The following is an 18760-nucleotide window of genomic DNA, read 5'->3' on the forward strand; positions in this document are numbered from 1 at the left end:
CCCGTATCCCTCGAAAGTGCTGCCTACCTACTGCGTGTAGGCATTGTTGCCGACAGTGCGTAGGCAAGTCAAGCGTTTTCGTAAAAAATAGTTGTCGATGTCGATTGACGCCGGTTGTTTACCGCCATAGATTTAGTCGGGTAAACGCCGCGAGCCAATCGAGGACGCCGATGAACACGACGCAACTGGGACGGGTGCAACTGCTGATCATGCAGGTGCTCTGGGAAAACGAACGGGCGACCGCTCGTGAGATCACCGACCGAATCAATCAGTCCGAACCGATCGCTCACAGCACCGTGCAAACGCTGCTGCGAGGATTGGAAGATAAGCAAGCGGTCGACCATGAAACCGAGGGACGCACCTTCACGTTCTTTCCGTTGATTTGCGAAGCGGACTTCAAGCAATCGGCGACCCAAGACCTGCTCACCCGTGTCTTCCGCGGCAGCGTCGAAGGGTTGGTCGCCCACTTGCTGCAAAGCGAAGACGTTTCCGCGGATGAACTCGCTGACCTTCGCAAACTGATCAACCGCCAAGCCAAGAAGAAGGGATCGTGATGAACGCTTTCAGTTGGATTGAGTCGGTTTGGCAGATCGGAATGCTGTACGCAGTGCAGTCAACGATTTTGATCTTGGGCGTGATGGCTGTGGTTCGGCTTTGCCGGGTTCGCGACGCTGCGGTGCTGTCGATGATCTATCGCTTTACAATGGTGGCGGTGGTCGTGTCGCCCCTGGTGACCGTCGGCATGAAACAAGCACAAGTCGACGGTTGGTGGCCCGTCACGCCAACCCAGGAGGTGGCGGCCGAGGCGAATACTTCGTTCTCCACGCGTGCGATCGCGATGCCAAATGAGTTTGCGACCAGCGGCGACGTTCCACCACAGAGAATTGAGAATGAGGCTGTTCCCAATGAACCGGTCGCGTTGGCTGCTTCGGATTTGCAGCCAGTGTTTGATGTTCCACCGCCAAACGAGCTGGCCGGTGTCGAAGACGTTGGCGACGAAACGATACTGACCACAATCGACGCCACAGCGACAGCCGGCGCTGGAGCGTTCTTCGTTTGCAGAACAATTGCAGTCGCGGCTTGGTTGGTTGTGTCCCTGGCGTTGCTGATCCGGCACGGCCGAGCTTTTCTGTCACTGAGGCGATCCTTGAGACGCAGCGTGCCGGCAAGTTCGGAGATCCAAGCTCTCTGCGACCAAATGGCCCGCGACCTTCAAGCGACGTCGCCGCGAGTCATTTGCAGTCCGTACTTCGAGAGTCCGTTCTTGTCGGGCGTATGGAATCCGATCATTCATTTGTGCAGTGACGACGTTGGCATGATGGAGTCCAGCGATGATGCGGAAATTCGCGATGTCCTCGCCCATGAACTCGCACACTTGAAGCGTCATGATTTGATCGTGCGGATGGTGAACCACGCGGTTCTGTCGCTGCTGTTTTTCCAACCACTGCTGTGGCGATTGGTGGATTGGATCGAGGGCACCGCCGAAGACGTTTGCGACGACTTCGCTTTGGGGCTCGGTGCGTCGCGTCAATGCTACGCGCGTCGGCTGGTTGACTTAGCCGAACGTTGCGACTTTCCCCTTGGCTCCGCCGTCGGAATTGCGTCGGGCAACAGCATGCTCCAGCACCGGGTCAAGCGAATCATGGAAGACGGTCGTCGACTCTCAACGGCAGCGGGAACGAAGGCAAAATGGTCAGCAGCAGCCGTGTCGGTGGCAGCCGTCTTGATCGCGGGTTTGTCGTTCACTCCTGCGGCGATCGTGTCGGCCGGTCCGCCGAGGGACCTGGCAATCGCTCAACCAGAAACCGACGAGTCGACGCAGTTGCCAGAAGAAAAGCTGGCGAAAACCGATGCGACGGCCGAAACGCCCACTTCAGCCGAAGTGCCTCTGGGCGTGATTCGCGGGACGATTCTCGGTAGCGACGGACCAAAGGCCGGTGCGGATGTCTATTGGTGGCGAAGTCGTGTTTACGACGATGACCCGATGAAGCCCGTCAAGGTCACGACAGATGAGAACGGCAAGTTTGAACTCAAACGCACTGCCCCAGCACCGGATCAAGTTGGAGTCTGGGAGATGAGTGAACTCATGGTTGTCCGTGCGAAGGGGTACGCCTTCAATACCGCCAGTCCTCGGAAGTTCGGTTCCGCGACCGGATTCAACCCAGATTGGCCTGAGCAGAATAGCCAACTCCCAAAACCCGGCGCGACATTCCAACTCAACAAGGAAGGCCCCGCCGTGTCAGGGAAATTGGTCGATATTGAAGGCCAGCCGATCGAGAACGCAAGCGTTCGTATTCGGTGGTTTTCAAAACGCTGGTTCAGGAACAGCGGCGGTGGCATTCAAAATTCACGCCCAAAAAATCCGGTCCCAGAGACCGAAGAAGATTTGATCCGTGATGTCAATCGCCTTGTTAATACCATCGAGCAGGTGCCGCTCCGCGATGCCTTGCCGAGGGCGACGACGGATGCCGAGGGTCGATTCAGATTGACTGAATTGCCGGCCGATTGCTTTTTCGAATTACTGATCGAGCGAGACGGTTTTGAATCAACCACTCTAGTTGTTCGCAACGACGGTGGTGAAAACGTCGTGACCGTTCCACAAGCCGAGGGCTATGCCCATAAACCGCCAACGAAGTTGTATCCGCCCAATTTCGAGGCGGTTATCGGACCGTCGTCGGTCGTGATGGGCACGGTGACCGATGCCGAAACGGGACAGCCGATCAGCGACGCTTTGGTGAAGACCAATCTCGTCAATAATCAGAAACTGACGTCGACTCGCGAACGTCAACACTGGATGACCAGGACGGATAAAGACGGACGATTCCGAATCGACGGATTGCCGGCCGGAAACGGCAACCGCTTGATCGTCCATGGACCTAAAAATGAACCGTACATTCCGGTCGAAGCCATCGCCAGCGAATCTACCGGGATGCCGGCAAACCGCACTTACAAAATCGACTTCAAATTGAAGCGGGGAATCTGGGCCGAGGGACGAGCGTACGAAGCGGAAACAAATGAACCGTTTCAAGGCACGATTGCCTACTATTGGTTTCGCAATCGCGATTTAGAAACCACCTACCCAGGAAAGATTCGTGTCGACGTAGACGGCCAAAATTACACCGATGCAGATGGCAATTACCGCATTCCGGTCCTGCCCACCGCTGGCGTGATTGCGTTCAGCACCGGCAACCGCGACCACGCACGCATGGCGGTCTACCCAAGAGGGTACGGCGAATTTGAACTGATAAAGTACCGAAATGCCAACGGCGGTTATCCGTATTACGACACCGCGCCGAGTTTCCTCATCCCCGGCAACTACAACCGGGTTGCCCTCGTCGACCCGAATTCGGAGGAGTCTGTCGTGAGGGTAGATTTACCGATCAGAAAATCGCAACCCATCCCAGTCACGATCCTCGATCCCGGTGGAAAGCCCGCAACCGCGAAACTGGAAATCTATGGCGGCAATGAGCGGTGGGGATGGCAAGATAAAATGCCAAAGGACTTTGTCGTGGAAGATCTACTTCCTGATGAACGCAGAAAAGTGTTCGCGTTTGACCGGACGCGAGACTTAATCGGTGGCACGATCGTCGAGCATGGCGAAGGAAAACAATTTGAAATCAAGCTGTCAGCTGCGGGGCGTGTCCATGGTCGACTGATCGACGCGGATGGCGAACCAATCACGGATGGAGAACTGATCATCGAATGGGGGGATCTTCGGCGTGACGATCGAACTGCGATCTGGGCTCGAGTCGAAGGGAAACGATACGCGCCATCGAAGATCATTCCCGACGATGACGGACGCTTCGAGGTGCTCGGCCTATCGCCCGAGTGGCAGTATTCAGCTCGAGTCAGCCGCGACAATCGAATGATCGGCCGAGCATTCCGCTCCCTGGTGATCCAACCAGGAGAAGACCGCGACCTCGGCGATATCACCATCGAAAGCTCGAATGATTGAGCGTTTCTTAGTTCGACCAAACGATTTGTGGAACGCCGTCTTTGGCCGCGATGCAATTCACCGGCCGATCAGCGACCCTGTGAGCAACGGCCGATAAGACCTGTTGTCACAGCAATTGCGAATCAACCAGTCGTCTGCATGACCGCCAACGTTACGAATGCGATTGGCACACTGCAGCTAAACAGTTGGAAGATCATGTTACCGATCATATTTCCTGCTCCGGCGCGTGTTCCTGTTCATACCGTTCGAGCTTGTTGGCTACTTGGCGAAGATTCCGCTCGACAGACTTGGGTGATTGATCTGGGAAGACCGGCAAGTCCTCGAGCGCGACACCCATTCTGGCCAATGCGAATCGCCACTGATCGGCATCGTCGGCATGATTCATAATTGGCGAAGGGCGACGTAGAAACAGTTCTCGTATCCGCGGTGCTGCGGCCGATGCCTGCGGACCCAAGCGAACCAGCGCCGCTCGGATACCATCAACGGTTGAGCGTCGATCCCGCCAATGCGGCAGCGCAAGCGCGGTGTCGAGCATCTCATTGAGTTTAGGCATCGCTTGTTCCGGGCCAAGATCAGCCAACGTTGCAATCAGCGGTGACGCTTGTTGGTAGATCTCCGGCGAATTCCAGATTGCAAGATACTTGGCGTCCGGATTGGCAAACGTTCCCGGTGGAAAACTTGCCAAACGCTCTGCCAACCAATGACGCAGACTTGCCGAGGTGTGGTCCATGGAAATTCGATCGACATAAGCATCCCGCATCGCGGCGGGCGTCTTGTCCTTCGAAAAAACATTCTTAATTGGCGTTTCAATGTCTCTGACGCGATCGTCGGCCACGATTCTCGCGATCAGTGCATGGTCGCCCGCAGTCGTGTCAAAGAAAAATAAGCCGAGGTAGTGTCGCGCCAGATCGAGCTGGGCGGTCGATGCTATCGGGTCGTCAAGTGCCTGGACGGTTTGGTTTCGTAGCAACTCCAGTGCGTGTCTGTCACACGGCGGGACAGCAAACTTGATCGTTTGCAACAGCGCGGGTTCCAGCTCCAGCGACCGTTGGCCAGACTCGATGAGCTGACGTCCAAAATGGAAGGACGCCGAGACTGGGCCGCCCGCCATACTCGCTTGAAAACCAATGTAGAACATGCGAGCGGGAACAGCCTGCTTGCGATAGCTCTTGCGAAAACGGACTGTGCCCTTCGAGTCAAGGATTGTGATCCGACGCAGGGTTGAAGTTCGGCGATTCGATGGATTTTCAATCCGGACGATCCAATCCGCTCCCTCGGCTTCGATCGCGTCGACCTCTCTCAGTCGCTCCTCTCCGGCCAATCGCACCGCCCATTTCGCCTCCACCCCTTTGCATGCCGTGATCACACTCATTCCACGGTTCGCTTGAACCAACGGCGGATACTCGCGGACGATCTGGCCTGGCTTACTCGGAGATATGCCTGGGGCGGGATCTGACTTCGCGGAGACCAAGGCGTAGGCGGCGGAGGGCACGGTATCCGACGGTTTGTCCCGTCCAGCGCTGCGCCCGGCTGTGACTGTGGTCAAGCTTTTCACACGGGGCGAGTCGAGCACGGCGAGGACCAAGTAGTCGCATTCAGGCTCGTGGCGTTGATCCAGCCTTTCGATGCGAACGTGGCCATCAAGTTCGATGACCTGACTGGGCACCACATCAGGCAACTCGTCGGCGTGATACGCAGCGATTGCCGCTAAACGAAACGGCTGCATGACAGCCCAACCGAGCAGCAGCGTGACACCGAATGCCACCGCGGTTGCAGTCAAGGGCGAGGGGATAGGCAGCAGTCGCCGCACGACCGCCGTCGCGGCCAGGTAAACGAACACGGTAGGCGCGACAGTAAGGACCAACCCCGGCACGATCAACAGGAAATACCCCAACACCACCAGTTGGGGAGCCGCGATCGCTAGCCCCGCGAGAACGCCGGTGATGACAAGTGCATACTTCATCCGCAAAATCGTTACAGAGACAAGGTCTGACGCGACGCAACCAATCGAATCGCGATCGCCCGGCGCTCAGAACCGCAACAACCGGGTGCCGCTCCGAAAGCTAGCTTGCCGACAGCCGACATGTCGGGATTTTCCACCTCTCGGCTTACCAGTCGCTGATCCCCCATTTGTCGTCGTGAATGCTTATACGCAGTTCCATTAGCGAGGCTCTGGTGTGAAGGCGGACGATGACACGATTTCCAAAATCGTCTGCAAGGAACTCGTCGGCAAAGATTTTACAATGGCGGTCCTCAAGCCCTCGTCGTTTCCTGCCCATTCGTTTCCTGCGCAGAGAGATTTATCGTGAACGCGTCTTCGGATTGGCTCGATCTGATCGAGCTGATCATGGAAACCGAAGATGAATTCGGCGTCACAATTCCGGACACGCCGAAGACGCCAGTCGGCAAACTGATCTTCACTCGGCAGCCGTTCCGGGTTCGCGACCTCGCCGAATTCGCGTTCTTGAACCAGGGGGCCGGCAAGCCGACATGCAGTTTGAGTTGTGCGAACAATTGTGGAAGCCTCGAGCGGGGACGGCGATGCAACCGGTCGTGATGGTTTCGTGGTACGCCGCCGATGCTTACTCACGTTGGGCAAACGGCCACGACGGGGCCGCGGACGGATCTGAGCGGAGCTATCTGCCAACAGAAGCCCAGTGGGAATACGCCGCCGCAGGAGCGTTCGACGAAACGGAACGTGTCGACGCGGAAATCCACGGGCGGGGCGAAACCTACGAATTGGCGGGTTTGCCGCTGCCGGCGGTGCAGCAGATGTTTGGTCAATCACGGTTTGGCCTGAGGCACATGAGTGGCACGATCTGGCATTGGTGCCGCGATTGGTTCTCGCCTAAATTATATTCTAGCAAAGCTGCCACCAGACACGACCCGGTCGCCGAGGTTGAAACCGGAGTGCGAAGTGAGCGCGGTGGAAGCTGGGTGGGGCCGATTGAACTGTGCCGGCTAAGTTACCGCCGCGGCCGAAATCCCGACGCGCGCGGCCGGTGCCTCGGGTTTCGATGCGTTGGTGACGTCCCAAGTTGACTTATGACAATGTCTACGACTTCAGTTGATACGCCGCCGCTCGTTCTGCTCTCAGGGCTTGCTGCGGACGCCCGCATCTTTGCGCCGCAAAAAATTTCGTTCCCGCAGATGCATTGTCCAGGTTGGCTGGAGCCGGAACGTTCCGAAACGATCAATGACTACGCCGGCCGTTTAGCCGAAACACTCGACAACGATCCGTGCATCATCGGCGGCGCATCGTTTGGCGGAATCGTCGCTTTGCATCTGGCAGAACACGTTGACGCCCGAGCCGTGATCTTGATCGGAAGTATCAGGGCGCCGTCGCAATTGCCAATGTTTGCCCGCTGCGCTCGACCACTTGGGTTCTTGATCCCCTTCATTCCGGTACGTCTACTTCAAGTTCTGACTCGGCCGATCGCGACGCCGTTTGGCAAACGGCATGCACCGTTCGTGTACGGACTTGCTTGTCAGTTCCGCGACTCCAACCCGGTCGTTTTCAAATGGTCGTTACGTCGCATTTTGGATTGGTCGATCACACCGAAAGTTTCTTGTCCCGTCTTTCAACTGCACGGTGACCGCGACTGGACACTCCCGTTGCGCTACACGGATCCCGACGAGATCGTTGCAGGCGGCGGGCACGTGCTTTCGATCACTCACCCCGCCGAGGTAAATTCCTACATTCGACAGATTCTTAACGAGGTTGCGTCAACGTTGAGCACCGCACGCGAGCATCACGGACCGCAGCAGTAAAGCATCGAGTTCATGGTCCGGTCACGTCGGCGACATCACCGCCGATCAAATGATCAAGCACTTCGACATTCCCACCGACGAATTGCTTCGCCGGATTCGAGCCGGCGAAAATCCGCCGTTCACGTGGCGAAAGTGCCTGTACCTGGAATGGTACAGCAACGCGAACGGCCGAGCGGTGATCCAAAGCACGCGTCTGGAGGTCCAGCGGATCGGAGAGCGAGCGTTCGAGCTGACCGAGGATCAATGGAAAGAACAGGCCATGCAAAGCGCTAACGAATTTGGCCACTTCATGGATCAACTCGGCGACGCATTGGAAGAACGCGAGTCAAAGGATGACGCATGAACGATTAAACCGGGAGTGATCGAGTTTCGGCATCACCGAGCTTTCTCGGACCAGCGTTTGCGAGAAATCGCTTTACGCCGTGTCGCTCATCCGGTCGGCCAGTTCGCTTCCGCATTTGCAATCCACTACCAAGGAAGAATATTGGTCCCGAGTTCATCCTGATCGACTAAGCATCGTCTGGATCTCCTTGATGTTTGGCCGCGTCGAAGAAGCTGCCCATCGCCGATTGAAGGACGTCGTTTGAATCAATCAAGGCTTTGAATACGCGATTCGGCCGGCTAGCGACCAAGGCCACACCGAGGGTGACTTCGGTCATGCGGGGGGAGTCGAGTGTTTCGGGGGTGTTGGTGGCTCGTTGGATATTTGATTGCAAATTGCAAATTGAACAATGCAAATTGGCGATTGGAATAGCATTTAGCCCACATCCCGCACTTCGTGCGTGGCTAGTTTTGATTTTGGGGTTCTTCCGCGAGTTTAGTGGTTGCTCTCAGATACTCGGGGAAGGTTCTTTGAGGGATGGCTGCGATGTCCGATGGTTCTGCTCGGTCTAATCGCGAAGCCAGCTGACGCGGAGGCGGGCTCTGCGAAGGAGCAACCCGCCAAGGAATCACTTGGTCTGCGATGCGGCGAAGGTACTTCGTCCGCTCCACCGGCCTCGTGTCGGCGGAGGGGCGTTTGAACCGCGCGTTTGTCGTCCGACACCCATTCGGACATCGCAGCAATGCCTCAAAAAACCTGGGTCCTGAGCGATCAGCCACAAAATCCAGGAAGAACCACTTTGTGAATGATGATCGCGTCGCGGCTCATTAAATTTGCTCCAAGATCAATCGTTGTGCTTTGTTCAATTCAACACCGGGACGGACCGCCTGAATCATCGCGATCGCGTCCGCCGCCGTTTGTGCCTTACCGGACACGATCAAGACGGCCGCGGCCACCAGGCCCGTTCGGCCATGACCTTGACCGTTCGACGGATAAGCTGAACCGATGAGTCATAGAATGGGTCGATAGCAACGGCGTGAAGGATGCATCGAAACGGCAAGCTGCCGGCTTCGGTTGGCACGACGGTGCCGGCGGGGACCGCAGACGTGCCTTTCTGTTTCAAGAAAGAATGAAGTTCTTCTTGAATCTTCGGACCCGTCGCGTTCAGGATTGCACCGTTGACTCCGCCGGACAGATTCAGTCCGGGATTGTCAAAAACGAAGGTGGCACTGCATCGACCAACCACACGCCGTTGGCCGACAAGAAGAAGCGATGTCCGTCTTGGTGCATCGCTACGGCATCGACGCGAAGCATGATCGGCTTGCCACGTCGCGAGCTGCTTCGCAGCAAGACGCGTAGCTTCGCCCACTGCCGGTCGTCGGGTGTTTTCGGTATGACGAGACAAATTGCCGACGAAGGAAATGCAGCGGATCAACGAAGCGCGTCGCGGAAGACCTTGATCTGAAACGGGGAATACTTCCGATTATGACGGAAGAATTGAGTCAACCGAAGAACAAAAACTAGTTTGTCGGAGTAAGAGTACCCTGCCCAGCCATTGAAGTGAGAGGAAAGCGTTTCATGTCGATTTCAACATCGCACCCCACCGAGGACATATTGAACGAACTGGAGAATGCCGCGGATCAACACGATCCGTTGACGTTCGGCGAAATGATGGACGTTCTAGGACAGCATACTTTCGCACCTGTTCTGATGCTGGTCGGTTTGATCATGATGGTTCCCGGGCCGGCCGACATTCCCGGTGTACCAACCGTTTTAGGGCTGCTCGTTATCGTTGTCGCAGGGCAGATCGTGATGCACCGCGAGCACCTTTGGGTCCCGGAGTGGATGGAACGTCGCAAGGTAAAAGCCGAGCGTGCCAGAAAGATGGCGTCATGGGTCCGCAAGCCCGCCCAATGGATGGACTGGTTGACGAAGCCTCGCTACCAGTGGCTGATCAATCATGCTGGTGCTTCGATTATTGCAATCGCTTGCGTTCTGGTCGCCATGACGACACCGATTCTTGAATTCGTGCCCTTCAGCGCGAACGTCGCCGGTGCCGCAATCGCTGCGTTTGCACTCGCTCTGTTGGCCAAAGACGGCCTGGTCGCGGGATTCGCAATCGTCCTCTCGGTCGCCACTGCCGGATTGGTCGTCTATCAATTTCTCGGGAATTGACATGACAAAAGATGATTCACCTCGCTTCTCCGTACACTCGTTCGGAAAGTGGAGCCAACGGCGGCGAATAAAGATGCAATGAAACCAATTCGTAACCCGGCGAATCTTCGTTGCCACAGCGGTGAATTTTGCTTCCGGCGCGGGTGACGAATTGGCCTGGGACAAGACGGCGGCGACTGATCTCGTCGCTCCGCCCGTTAGGCTTGCGGACAAAGTCGGTATCGGTGAGCGTCCCCTCAACGACGCGGACGCAGCACACGCTGCCTCGGTGACCGTGAATCGAACTCCGTTGTCCACCGAGCCAGCAGAAGCGATTCACTTCAAAGTGCGGCGCCCGATAGCGCAGCTGACACGAGAACTGCCGCGGTTGAAATGCAATATAATCTCCTAAGTCCTCTCGGCTGAGTCGCAACCGCTGCGTCCGAATAGGTACTCGAGGCACCGATCTTTTAGCCCGCGGAAAAGGGCCAGGTCTCATCGGTTGCATTCCTAGTTTATTCGGCGTTGATGTTACGTGCGCCTACTGATTAGCTCGCGCCGTGTCGCTGGCGTGTGTCCTTGTGCAGCCTCGGCGAGGTATCTCCCCAACTGCGGTCGAATACTGCAAACGCTGCCAATGCTCCGAAGCAGACGACGCCTATCCACAGCCAGGGCGACGTACCGCTCCACTCCGGAAGCGTCACCTTCCCGGCGTCGCCCCAAGTCTTCAGCAATCCGGAGAGCTGCGGATACAGAACCACGTAGAGTCCTGCCCCAAGCAACATTCCGATCACCCCTACCATCGCGTCACGACGGCCTTCACCGCAGGCGGCAACGCTGGTCCCGGGGCAATAGCCAAAGATCGCCATTCCCGCTCCGAAACAAAGCCCGCCCGCGACGATGCCAAGCCAAACAAGCGGCTTGATGTGTAGCGAAACGGCACCCGTAGGCAGCAACGCGTATATCCCGATCGCCCCCACCACGACGGCCGTGCCCATGATCTTGACAACGGTCCAGTCGCGAAACAGGAACTGGTTAACGATCACGTGAAACTTTGCCACTCGTCCTTTCTGCAGCAGCAGGCCGAAGACCATTCCGGTCAGCAAGCCCAGCGCCAGTTTCCATAGTGGATCAAACATTGCGAGTCCTCCCATACACCGCGAATGCGGTCAGAATGGCTGTTGAAAAAAATATGATCGAGAACAACCAGCTTGAAGCTGCCAGTTGAAGGTTTCCACTGATGCCGTGACCACTGGTGCACCCTTGTGCCAGCCGAGCGCCGAACATCATCAATCCGGCACCGAGGAGGGCCACAGTCAGACGGCGCGGCACGCTCGATCCAAACCGGCGTTTCCATAGTGGCGGCACGGTGACCGGCTCTCTGTCGCCGGACGTGAACGAACTGATGATGCTGCCGACAAAAACGCCGAGTACCAACATCCATTCCCACCCGATCTTCGGGGATTCATCTTGGTAGTAACTGTTCGACTCGGACAGTCCAGGAACTGCCGCCTTCAGCACCAGTGCGGACGTATGTTCAAAGGCGGTCGTGATTCCGAGCGGATGGTCGGCGCTCCAGAATGCAAACCAACTCAGTACGCCGATTCCCACACCGACCAAATACGGCGACCATCATTTCTTCGCGAACGGGTTATTCATCTAACGTCTCCTCAAAATCAACAGTTCAACGCCATATTTTTCACTTCGAAACCGCTGTTGTCCCAAGCCTGCATACTGCCGGGTGCGTTCTTGCAACTCAGCATCATCCGCAAACTGCATCTAATCTTTGTCATCGAGCTAACTGACTCCCCACTTCCATTTCACGCGCGTATTCTTTCGATAGGTTTTGCTGATCAAATTTTTCACCTGGCAACGCGCGGAAAATAAGTGGGCTAAGCTTCCAGCCTGTGGTCGCTGAAGTGACAGGATGGAAGCCAATCACGCAACAAGAGATCCGACACTTAGATTCCGCTCATCGCTTGGTCATCTCCGGGGCGTGTCTCAAATTCATAGCCAATACCGTCAACCGGCACGGCGCACATCTGGGCAATTTTTATGCCGCAACCGTATTCGGTGGGAAGGACCGTCGGAACAATCAGTGACACGATCTTCGGTAGCGAAAGTCGTCAGGACGTTCGGTGACTCAAGCGATCGAGACTTGCGACGAGTTTCGCTACCGCCAGCAATCGATCCAGCGGTGCTAAAATTTAATGCGACTGATTCGGCGGTGACCGTCTTGTCGAAGGCTGCTGTTGACTGATCGGCCATCGCGCACTTTTCGCACTGATCTGTTTACGCACGCTTGCGACTTCGGCGTTCGCAGCACCGTTCGCAACACCGTTCGCCGTGCGTTTGAGTCGTTGAGAACCACCAAATTCTAAATGAAGTACCGCATCGACGAACGCTGCGAGCTTCGCGGGCGTTTCGGGGTGCGTTGCAAGAGTCGTTCCGCCGCGCGTTCTCGATGGGTGGAGTCTGAGGTCAGTACGGCATGGAGTTTGCGGCTTTTTCGCCGGATTGATCTTGATACCCATCGATAAGACAGACACACGACAACGGGTGACTTAGACATGACGAAGGATCACGGGCCGTCCATCAAGAACGATGAACAATACGAGTCACTTCGCGATCAAGGAATGAGCAAAGAGAAAGCTGCCAGAATCGCGAATTCCGGTAGCAAAACCGCAGGCAAACGGGGTGGGAAGGCGGACAAGTATGAAGACCAGACCAAGGAAGAGTTATACGAGCGGGCCAAGGAGGTCGGAATCGAAGGCCGATCGAAAATGTCCAAAGACGACCTGATCGAAGCACTGCGAAGCCACTAAGCACCGAATATGTAAGTGGCGTCAGCTTCCGTTTGCAAACACCTTCCATTGCAAGCTGGCCGCTTCCTGTGGTCTTAAATCGTTCATGCTGGTGCTTGTTTATTGACCAAGCAACACAGCACCCGATAACGTCACAGCTCGGTTCAGTCAAAAAGATGCTGCCCTGTTGCCGCGGCTTGTGCGATCAATGCTGCCGCGTGGCTCCAACGTATCGAATGCATGCTGCCGGCGGTGTGGACTTTTTTGATGCACATCTTGGGAAAGCCCGATGTATTGGCGGTACTTTCCAAAGAATTGACGGCCTGAACTGCAGGCTGGAAGCCTGTCGTACCGGATGGATGCAACAGCTATTGTTCCCGGGAGTGCTTCCTGCTGATTCGGGTGTGGCTCTGGGATGACGTTCAATGCCGGCAGCTCGCGGTCCGTCAGATACGTTAGGAATGCTTCGCCGCAGGTCGAGAAGTCTGGCACGACGTTCGCAGCCACAACGATCGACGCACAAAGTTTCTGAATCCCAAACAAGCTCTAGGAGCCCCACAAAATGCTGTTTCGAACCAATATGCTGTCACTGCGACAGGCGTGGCTTCCCCTCTGCTCGATCCTGTTTCTGTCAACCGTGGGACTGTCGAGTTCCAAAGCTGAAGGCCTTGATCCGTCGCACGTGCCCGCCGACGCACAATGGCTTGTCCACGTCGACTACGAATCTCTCAGCGATTCGCAGGTGTGGCAGAAACTGCGAAGCGAGAAGCCGATGCTTCGTAAGATGGCGCAGGGTTGGATGAAACAGCGATACGGGATCGATCCGCCGAAAGATCTGAAATCACTAACCATGTTCAGCCGGGACTACCGGGAGTACACCGGAACGGTTCTCATTCAGGCGAATTTTGATGCGGACAAGATTGAAAAACTGCTAAGCAAAGCGATGAACCACCGCAAGACGCAGTGGCAAGACCACACACTGCACACGATCACACTGTCCAAGCAGAAACCGTCCGACGATGGCCCCTCGGGCGATCAGGAAATGACCATCGTGATGGTCGACTCGGACACCATCCTGTTGGCGTCGTCGGTGCCCAACGGCAAGGAAGCATTGAAGCTGTTGTCCGGTGAGTCCCCGTCGCTTGACGGCAAGGAATCACCCTTGTTGACGGACAAAGTCGAGGATGCCTGGATGTATGGCGCAGCAATCAATCTTGCCGAATTGAAAAAGCATCCCATTGCCATGCCAATCCTTGCGCAGCACCAACAGATCACTTGGTCGTTCGGAAAGCAATCCGACGGCACCTTGTATGAGCAGGCAGATTTCGTTGCGAAGTCCGAGGATGTGGCCGGCAAGATGAAAACGGTGCTCGATGGAATTGTCGCTTATGAATTGTTGTGGGCCGATGGCAGCACACCCATGACAACCATGATGAAAAGCGTCGAGGTGAAACGCGATGGTAGGACAGCAGGATTCCGTTGGCGGGGCTCGTCTGAGCAGGTCGTCGCCGCGATGGATGACGTGTTCGAGCGTCTGCAAACCTGGAAGCCGATCTTGATGCCCCATCAACGTGACAACGGCTGAGAGATGGACGTGATTGTGAAACCGGTTCCGGTTGATGATGCAGTGTCAAGCAGAGAATCTTGCTCGTAGAAACCAGTGATCTGTTGATCCTCATTGTTTCTGATTCTATCCGAAAAGGAACAACGCCCGCAGTGGATTGCTCCACCGCGGGCGTTTCGCACATTTGCCTCAGGCAACGACTTTTATGACGACACCCGACGCACGGAATATTCGTGGGATAGGCTTCCAGCCTGTCAATGCTGAAGTGACAGACTAGAAGCCTATCCCCCTTCACCAGATCCGGCACGTATTTCCCTTACCTTGCTAAGTGGTCGCCGTCATCGTCATGCAAGTTCCAAGCGTCGCGATCTTGGCCCGATGTTCTTCGCACCTCCAAGACAAACCCGCCAAAACCCACCGAGCCAAACACAACTCAGCCCCTCAGGGTTGGCAACACGCATGAGGGCAAGGCTTCGCGTCGTGTGATCCTGCCCGAGCGGACGGCGGGGGCACCAACAGCACCGCGATCGCGGACAGTTCCAAGAACTATCAAAGGACTCCCACTGGGGGAGTCTCTTCCCTGATGCACTGCGGATGCACGGCCCCGATGTTTCTTCACGATCTTGTTGAAAAAGTCTGGGAGCCTGGGCTGCAGTCATGGTCTTCACTCCCCATCTTTCTCCACTCACTGGCCGTACTTCCGAAAAACCTTCATCAGCTCTTCGATCTTCTCATCACGTTCCTTGGCGTTACCGCTCTTGATGGCATCGCTGACGCAGGATCGGATGTGCTGCTCCAAGACGATCTGGCCGACTTTGTTGAGTGCGCCCGTCGCGGCGGACAACTGCATCAGGATATCGACGCAGTATTCATCATCCACGATCATACGACCAACCGCTTCGACTTGCCCGATGACACGATGAAGTCGGTTGTTGAGTTTCTTTTTTTCGTCGTCTGGGAGCATTCGTGGAGACTTTTTGGCAGGTTGGTTTCGCAGAGTCGACGATTTTATCCTCTAAACGGCTCCGCAGTTAGTCCGCTTCACATCATCATCTTGGGCGCAGCTTCGTACTTACCGGGGTCACCGAAACGACGAACGATTTCGGCGAATACCGCTCCTTTTTCAACTGGCTGGTCGCTGTTCATGACCAACTCATACAGGTCGTCTGGTAGAACTCGCAGCACGGTCATCAATCCTTTGACCGACATAGCATAGTTGGCTCGCATTCCGCGAACTTCTTTTCGGCTCCATATGGCTTTCATAAATTCCTCGGACATCTCCATGCCCTGCATCTTCTGTGGGTAGCCTGGCGTCGCGAACTTTTCGTCAGTTGAAGCGTCGACTTGCGGACGGCTACTGAGATTCGCGAGGTACTGATCGACCGAAGCGTCATCGCGCATTCGCGGTCCAACTTGTTTGACCATGTGGTTCATCATGTGATGGATCATATGACAATGAAAAATCCAATCGCCGGGGTTGTTGGCGATGAACTCGAAGCTTGATGCTTGAGCAACGCCGACCAATTCATTGTTGCGAGGAACCCAGGCACTCTTGGGTATGCGAGCCCCTTCGTGACTGGTCACCCAAAACGTGTGTCCGTGCAGGTGGATCGGATGGTGTTGCATCGGGGCGAAGTTCAACAGTCGCACACGAACACGCTCGCCATGTTTGCATACCAGCGGTGTCGTGTAGGGACCGCTCTTGCCGTTGATCGTGTGCCAGTTCCAGTCCATCGACCACGAATCGCTGATCGTGTGCGTCGGCGGAATTTGAAAATTCTGGAACAGCAATCCGAAATCGCGATCCACCGGTGGATCGAAGACTTTCTGGGGATGAACGATGAACCAACCGACTTGTCCAAACGCTTCTTGCATCGCCACATGCGAGTGATAGAAGAACGTGCCTTCCTCATGGATGTCGAATTCAAAGACCTTCGTCTTTCCGGGCTTGATGGGATTCTGAGTCAAGGTGGCGGCTCCGTCATACTGAACGGGCAGCTCGAAACCATGCCAATGGACGAACGTATCTTCAGGCAATTCATTGGTCACGATGATGCGAACACGATCGCCTTGCGTGACTTCGATCGTCGGCCCCGGCATGCTTCCGTTATAGCCGTAGACGTTCATCTTCACGCCAGGATGAAACTCTTGTTGAACCGCCATCGGCACAAGTTCAAACACCTTCACGCCGCCATCCATTTTGTAAGGCAGCTTCGGAATATCGGGAGCCTCAAACGGCGCGGGACCATCGGAAGCCTGGCGAAAACCCGGAACCAGCTTGCCGATGTAATAGTCCGAGTCTGGGTCGAGACCACGACCGGGTTTGAAACGCGAGAAGCCGTGGTATTCCGCAACGACATCAGATGAGGCCGGGATTTCAGGGCGAGCTGACGCGTTGCCCACTGGCTGCGGCATGTTGTCGTGTTGCTTCATTCCGCTGTGCTGCATGGGCTCTTGCGCGTTGGCATCGCGTCCCAGCAAATTGCCAACGAAACCGGTTGCTGCGGCGAACGAGCCTACCTTCAAAAACTTGCGACGATCTTCTGGACAAGGCATGAGATTGAGACTGTATGTTGTGAATGGATCTTCGTGAAGACAAAGCGTTGACTAACGAGGCTTCGCGACGGCGTCGATGTGCCCTGGTGGCGTTGGTCCGGGGGCTGTCATCAATCCGCCGTGCAACAGGTAGCCCCCGACGAGAACTTCGTTCGTGCGGACTTGTTCGAGATGCTGGACTCGGGTCAAACGTGATTCGAAGTAATCCATCTGTGCGTCCAGAACGGTCGGCCAATCAACACGGTTCGCTTTGTAGCTTTCGAGCAATTCTTGATAGGCCAATTCGGCTTCGGGAATGATCACCCGATCGTATTCCGTCGCGATTTGCAGTGCCGTCAAATACTGTTGGTAGACGTTGGCCATCTGCTGCTGCAGCATCAACTCGGTTCGTCGAATCTCTTCCTGTTGCCGGCGATAGTCCAATTGAGCTTGGCGAATGGTGCCCTGGTTGCGATCGAACACGGGTAACTCGATGGACACGCCTGCGGTTGCCGTTGTCTCTTTAGCCTCGAAGTTGTATCCGGCTCCGCCTTCGGCAACGATGTCAGGAACCCACTCGACCTGTTCGCGTCTGATGGTGACACGGTCCGCTGCCAACTTCGCTCGGGCGGCGGCAAGTTCTGGGCTTTCGGTCAGCACCAAAGACATCGCCTCCTGATAAGAAAGCGGTTCACCTTGCGGCATCAGCTCGCCAGACACGACACCGTCGGTTAAGTCGACACCCACGATCGCAACCAACCGCCGAAATGATTCGCGGTAGTGATTCTCTGCGGACAACACGTCTAGCCTCGCCCGCTGCAACGCAATGCTCGATTTGCGAACTTGTGGTCGTGTTGCTTGGCCTTGGTTGTAAAGCTCGCGTGCAGTGACAGCACCGTCTTCAGACGTTTTCAACAGTTCCTTTCGCAGCTCGACGATTTCGCGAGCCGCCAGCGCTCGGAAGAAGTGAATCCGCACGTCATTGCAGACGCGGAACTGTTGAGCCATCGCGAGGTGTTCGGAAATGTGAGCACGACGCATGTATTTTTCACGACTCAATTTTAGCTTGCCGGCAGTGACAAAACGCTGGCTCACTGTCATCCCCTGAAACTCGCCCGGCGAATCCTTGTCGCCTTCAACATCACTCCGATCTGTTCGCCGATGTAATTCAGAGTCGGGTTGGGGTACAAACCCGCCTGCAAGGCCTTGGCGGTTTGTGCTGAAATCTGCAGTCGAGCTTGACGGATCGTGGGATTGTTCTGAGCCGCTAGAGTCAGGAAATCATCTAGCCTGTACCCTTGGACTTCTGCTTCCATTGGCAACACTTCCGAGCTCATTTCGCCGTCGACGTAAACGGGAGCTGGCGTGCTACCGAAGTCGCTGCCGTCGACACGAACGCCGGGGAACAGTGGCCCGCTTGGATCGAGCTGATCTAAACCGTAGGGTGCCGATGGCACAGGTGGTGGAGGCGTGAAGGTGCGACCGATCGCCGAAGCCGTGTTGCTCATCGAAGGCATTTGGGCACTGGCAGCGGTACAAAACATTCCGGCAGTCACAATGACTGATCGTCCGGACTTGAACAACAACGATCGCACTGGAGTCACTCCTTTGATCTGAGCAGCGGCATATTGGCTTGCTTTTCAGATCGGCAAGAT

The 18760-nt window shown here is 55.9% G+C and carries 20 protein-coding genes and 1 pseudogene; 9 read left to right on the forward strand and 12 right to left on the reverse strand.

What is annotated here, in order from left to right; all coding sequences use genetic code 11:
* Window positions 1–170: 170 nt before the first annotated feature.
* Complete coding sequence (locus Enr13x_RS20935) at window positions 171–554, forward strand: BlaI/MecI/CopY family transcriptional regulator (RefSeq protein WP_145388861.1); 384 nt, start codon at window positions 171–173, stop codon at window positions 552–554.
* Window positions 554–3955, forward strand: coding sequence for a M56 family metallopeptidase (locus Enr13x_RS20940; protein WP_145388862.1), 3402 nt, complete (start codon window positions 554–556; stop codon window positions 3953–3955). Before Enr13x_RS20935 ends, Enr13x_RS20940 begins: the two co-directional genes overlap by 1 nt.
* Window positions 3956–4160: 205 nt before the next feature.
* Here the strand turns inward: Enr13x_RS20940 and Enr13x_RS20945 are convergent, their stop codons facing one another.
* A complete protein-coding gene (locus tag Enr13x_RS20945) occupies window positions 4161–5918 on the reverse strand; it encodes a hypothetical protein (RefSeq protein ID WP_145388863.1) in 1758 nt (585 codons plus the stop codon).
* A gap of 342 nt (window positions 5919–6260) precedes the next feature.
* Between Enr13x_RS20945 and Enr13x_RS38140 the strand changes: the two genes are divergently transcribed.
* The 4 genes from Enr13x_RS38140 to Enr13x_RS20960 are packed head-to-tail and all read left to right on the forward strand — an operon-like array spanning window position 6261 to window position 8069.
* Entirely contained in the window at window positions 6261–6512 is a 252-nt protein-coding gene (locus Enr13x_RS38140; protein WP_197455256.1) for an acyl carrier protein, read from the forward strand.
* Entirely contained in the window at window positions 6470–6997 is a 528-nt protein-coding gene (locus Enr13x_RS20950) for a formylglycine-generating enzyme family protein (RefSeq protein ID WP_197455257.1), read from the forward strand. Before Enr13x_RS38140 ends, Enr13x_RS20950 begins: the two co-directional genes overlap by 43 nt.
* A 3-nt stretch (window positions 6998–7000) precedes the next feature.
* The gene (locus tag Enr13x_RS20955) at window positions 7001–7726 is read left to right on the forward strand and encodes an alpha/beta fold hydrolase (RefSeq protein WP_390620986.1); all 726 of its coding nucleotides are present in this window, start codon (window positions 7001–7003) and stop codon (window positions 7724–7726) included.
* 49 nt (window positions 7727–7775) lie between these two features.
* Complete coding sequence (locus Enr13x_RS20960; protein WP_145388866.1) at window positions 7776–8069, forward strand: hypothetical protein; 294 nt, start codon at window positions 7776–7778, stop codon at window positions 8067–8069.
* Window positions 8070–8875: 806 nt separating this feature from the next.
* Here Enr13x_RS20960 and Enr13x_RS39445 read toward each other — a convergent pair.
* Together Enr13x_RS39445 and Enr13x_RS20970 are read right to left on the reverse strand one after the other, a co-directional pair.
* Window positions 8876–9004 (reverse strand): protein-tyrosine phosphatase family protein, encoded by a 129-nt coding sequence (locus Enr13x_RS39445; protein WP_261344144.1) that lies wholly within the window; start codon window positions 9002–9004, stop codon window positions 8876–8878.
* Window positions 8986–9417, reverse strand: a complete 432-nt coding sequence (locus Enr13x_RS20970; protein ID WP_315856893.1) for a macro domain-containing protein — start codon at window positions 9415–9417, stop codon at window positions 8986–8988. The genes Enr13x_RS39445 and Enr13x_RS20970 overlap by 19 nt, the downstream gene beginning before the upstream one ends.
* A 209-nt stretch (window positions 9418–9626) precedes the next feature.
* Here Enr13x_RS20970 and Enr13x_RS20980 point away from each other — a divergent pair, with 209 nt between their 5' ends.
* A complete protein-coding gene (locus tag Enr13x_RS20980) occupies window positions 9627–10223 on the forward strand; it encodes an exopolysaccharide biosynthesis protein (RefSeq protein ID WP_145388868.1) in 597 nt (198 codons plus the stop codon).
* 16 nt (window positions 10224–10239) lie between these two features.
* Here Enr13x_RS20980 and Enr13x_RS39855 read toward each other — a convergent pair whose 3' ends face one another.
* From Enr13x_RS39855 to Enr13x_RS39025, 4 genes are all read right to left on the reverse strand, one after another.
* Window positions 10240–10710, reverse strand: coding sequence for a cysteine dioxygenase (locus tag Enr13x_RS39855; RefSeq protein WP_145388869.1), 471 nt, complete (start codon window positions 10708–10710; stop codon window positions 10240–10242).
* A gap of 40 nt (window positions 10711–10750) precedes the next feature.
* On the reverse strand, window positions 10751–11341 hold the full coding sequence (locus Enr13x_RS20990; RefSeq protein WP_145388870.1) for a YeeE/YedE thiosulfate transporter family protein: 591 nt from the start codon (window positions 11339–11341) through the stop codon (window positions 10751–10753).
* Window positions 11334–11822 (reverse strand): YeeE/YedE family protein, encoded by a 489-nt coding sequence (locus Enr13x_RS20995; RefSeq protein WP_261344145.1) that lies wholly within the window; start codon window positions 11820–11822, stop codon window positions 11334–11336. Before Enr13x_RS20995 ends, Enr13x_RS20990 begins: the two co-directional genes overlap by 8 nt.
* A 341-nt stretch (window positions 11823–12163) precedes the next feature.
* Window positions 12164–12307 (reverse strand): hypothetical protein, encoded by a 144-nt coding sequence (locus Enr13x_RS39025; RefSeq protein WP_231743674.1) that lies wholly within the window; start codon window positions 12305–12307, stop codon window positions 12164–12166.
* Between the two features lie 465 nt (window positions 12308–12772).
* Between Enr13x_RS39025 and Enr13x_RS21000 the strand changes: the two genes are divergently transcribed.
* Window positions 12773–13027, forward strand: a complete 255-nt coding sequence (locus Enr13x_RS21000) for a DUF7218 family protein (RefSeq protein WP_145388871.1) — start codon at window positions 12773–12775, stop codon at window positions 13025–13027.
* Window positions 13028–13568: 541 nt separating this feature from the next.
* Window positions 13569–14591 carry a hypothetical protein gene (locus tag Enr13x_RS21005; protein WP_145388872.1) on the forward strand — a complete coding sequence of 341 codons (1023 nt, stop codon included), beginning with the start codon at window positions 13569–13571 and terminating at the stop codon, window positions 14589–14591.
* 664 nt (window positions 14592–15255) lie between these two features.
* Here the strand turns inward: Enr13x_RS21005 and Enr13x_RS21010 are convergent.
* The 5 genes and pseudogenes from Enr13x_RS21010 to Enr13x_RS39560 all read right to left on the reverse strand — a co-directional run bounded on the left by Enr13x_RS21010 (window position 15256) and on the right by Enr13x_RS39560 (window position 18613).
* The gene (locus Enr13x_RS21010) at window positions 15256–15534 is read right to left on the reverse strand and encodes a metal-sensitive transcriptional regulator (protein WP_145388873.1); all 279 of its coding nucleotides are present in this window, start codon (window positions 15532–15534) and stop codon (window positions 15256–15258) included.
* A gap of 77 nt (window positions 15535–15611) precedes the next feature.
* Complete coding sequence (locus Enr13x_RS21015) at window positions 15612–17126, reverse strand: copper oxidase (RefSeq protein WP_145388874.1); 1515 nt, start codon at window positions 17124–17126, stop codon at window positions 15612–15614.
* A 51-nt stretch (window positions 17127–17177) separates the two neighbouring features.
* Entirely contained in the window at window positions 17178–17810 is a 633-nt protein-coding gene (locus tag Enr13x_RS39030; RefSeq protein WP_315857109.1) for a TolC family protein, read from the reverse strand.
* A 123-nt stretch (window positions 17811–17933) separates the two neighbouring features.
* Window positions 17934–18245: pseudogene (locus tag Enr13x_RS39035) on the reverse strand (TolC family protein); the annotation flags it as partial.
* Entirely contained in the window at window positions 18203–18613 is a 411-nt protein-coding gene (locus Enr13x_RS39560) for a TolC family protein (protein WP_390620987.1), read from the reverse strand. The gene Enr13x_RS39560 and the pseudogene Enr13x_RS39035, both read right to left, overlap by 43 nt.
* Window positions 18614–18760: the final 147 nt, after the last annotated feature.

Origin of the sequence: Stieleria neptunia (genome assembly GCF_007754155.1) — a bacterium.
Taxonomy (GTDB): Bacteria; Planctomycetota; Planctomycetia; order Pirellulales; family Pirellulaceae; genus Stieleria; species Stieleria neptunia.

What these genes read in the sequence shown, in the direction of transcription:
- Enr13x_RS20935 (WP_145388861.1), top strand. Translation starts at nt 171, where the DNA reads ATGAACACGACGCAACTGGGACGGGTGCAACTGCTGATCATGCAGGTG.
- Enr13x_RS20940 (WP_145388862.1), top strand. Translation starts at nt 554, where the DNA reads ATGAACGCTTTCAGTTGGATTGAGTCGGTTTGGCAGATCGGAATGCTG.
- Enr13x_RS20945 (WP_145388863.1), bottom strand. Translation starts at nt 5,918, where the DNA reads ATGAAGTATGCACTTGTCATCACCGGCGTTCTCGCGGGGCTAGCGATC.
- Enr13x_RS20955 (WP_390620986.1), top strand. Translation starts at nt 7,001, where the DNA reads ATGACAATGTCTACGACTTCAGTTGATACGCCGCCGCTCGTTCTGCTC.
- Enr13x_RS20960 (WP_145388866.1), top strand. Translation starts at nt 7,776, where the DNA reads ATGATCAAGCACTTCGACATTCCCACCGACGAATTGCTTCGCCGGATT.
- Enr13x_RS20980 (WP_145388868.1), top strand. Translation starts at nt 9,627, where the DNA reads ATGTCGATTTCAACATCGCACCCCACCGAGGACATATTGAACGAACTG.
- Enr13x_RS39855 (WP_145388869.1), bottom strand. Translation starts at nt 10,710, where the DNA reads ATGCAACCGATGAGACCTGGCCCTTTTCCGCGGGCTAAAAGATCGGTG.
- Enr13x_RS20990 (WP_145388870.1), bottom strand. Translation starts at nt 11,341, where the DNA reads ATGTTTGATCCACTATGGAAACTGGCGCTGGGCTTGCTGACCGGAATG.
- Enr13x_RS21000 (WP_145388871.1), top strand. Translation starts at nt 12,773, where the DNA reads ATGACGAAGGATCACGGGCCGTCCATCAAGAACGATGAACAATACGAG.
- Enr13x_RS21005 (WP_145388872.1), top strand. Translation starts at nt 13,569, where the DNA reads ATGCTGTTTCGAACCAATATGCTGTCACTGCGACAGGCGTGGCTTCCC.
- Enr13x_RS21010 (WP_145388873.1), bottom strand. Translation starts at nt 15,534, where the DNA reads ATGCTCCCAGACGACGAAAAAAAGAAACTCAACAACCGACTTCATCGT.
- Enr13x_RS21015 (WP_145388874.1), bottom strand. Translation starts at nt 17,126, where the DNA reads ATGCCTTGTCCAGAAGATCGTCGCAAGTTTTTGAAGGTAGGCTCGTTC.
- Enr13x_RS39030 (WP_315857109.1), bottom strand. Translation starts at nt 17,810, where the DNA reads ATGCCGCAAGGTGAACCGCTTTCTTATCAGGAGGCGATGTCTTTGGTG.
- Enr13x_RS39560 (WP_390620987.1), bottom strand. Translation starts at nt 18,613, where the DNA reads ATGAGCAACACGGCTTCGGCGATCGGTCGCACCTTCACGCCTCCACCA.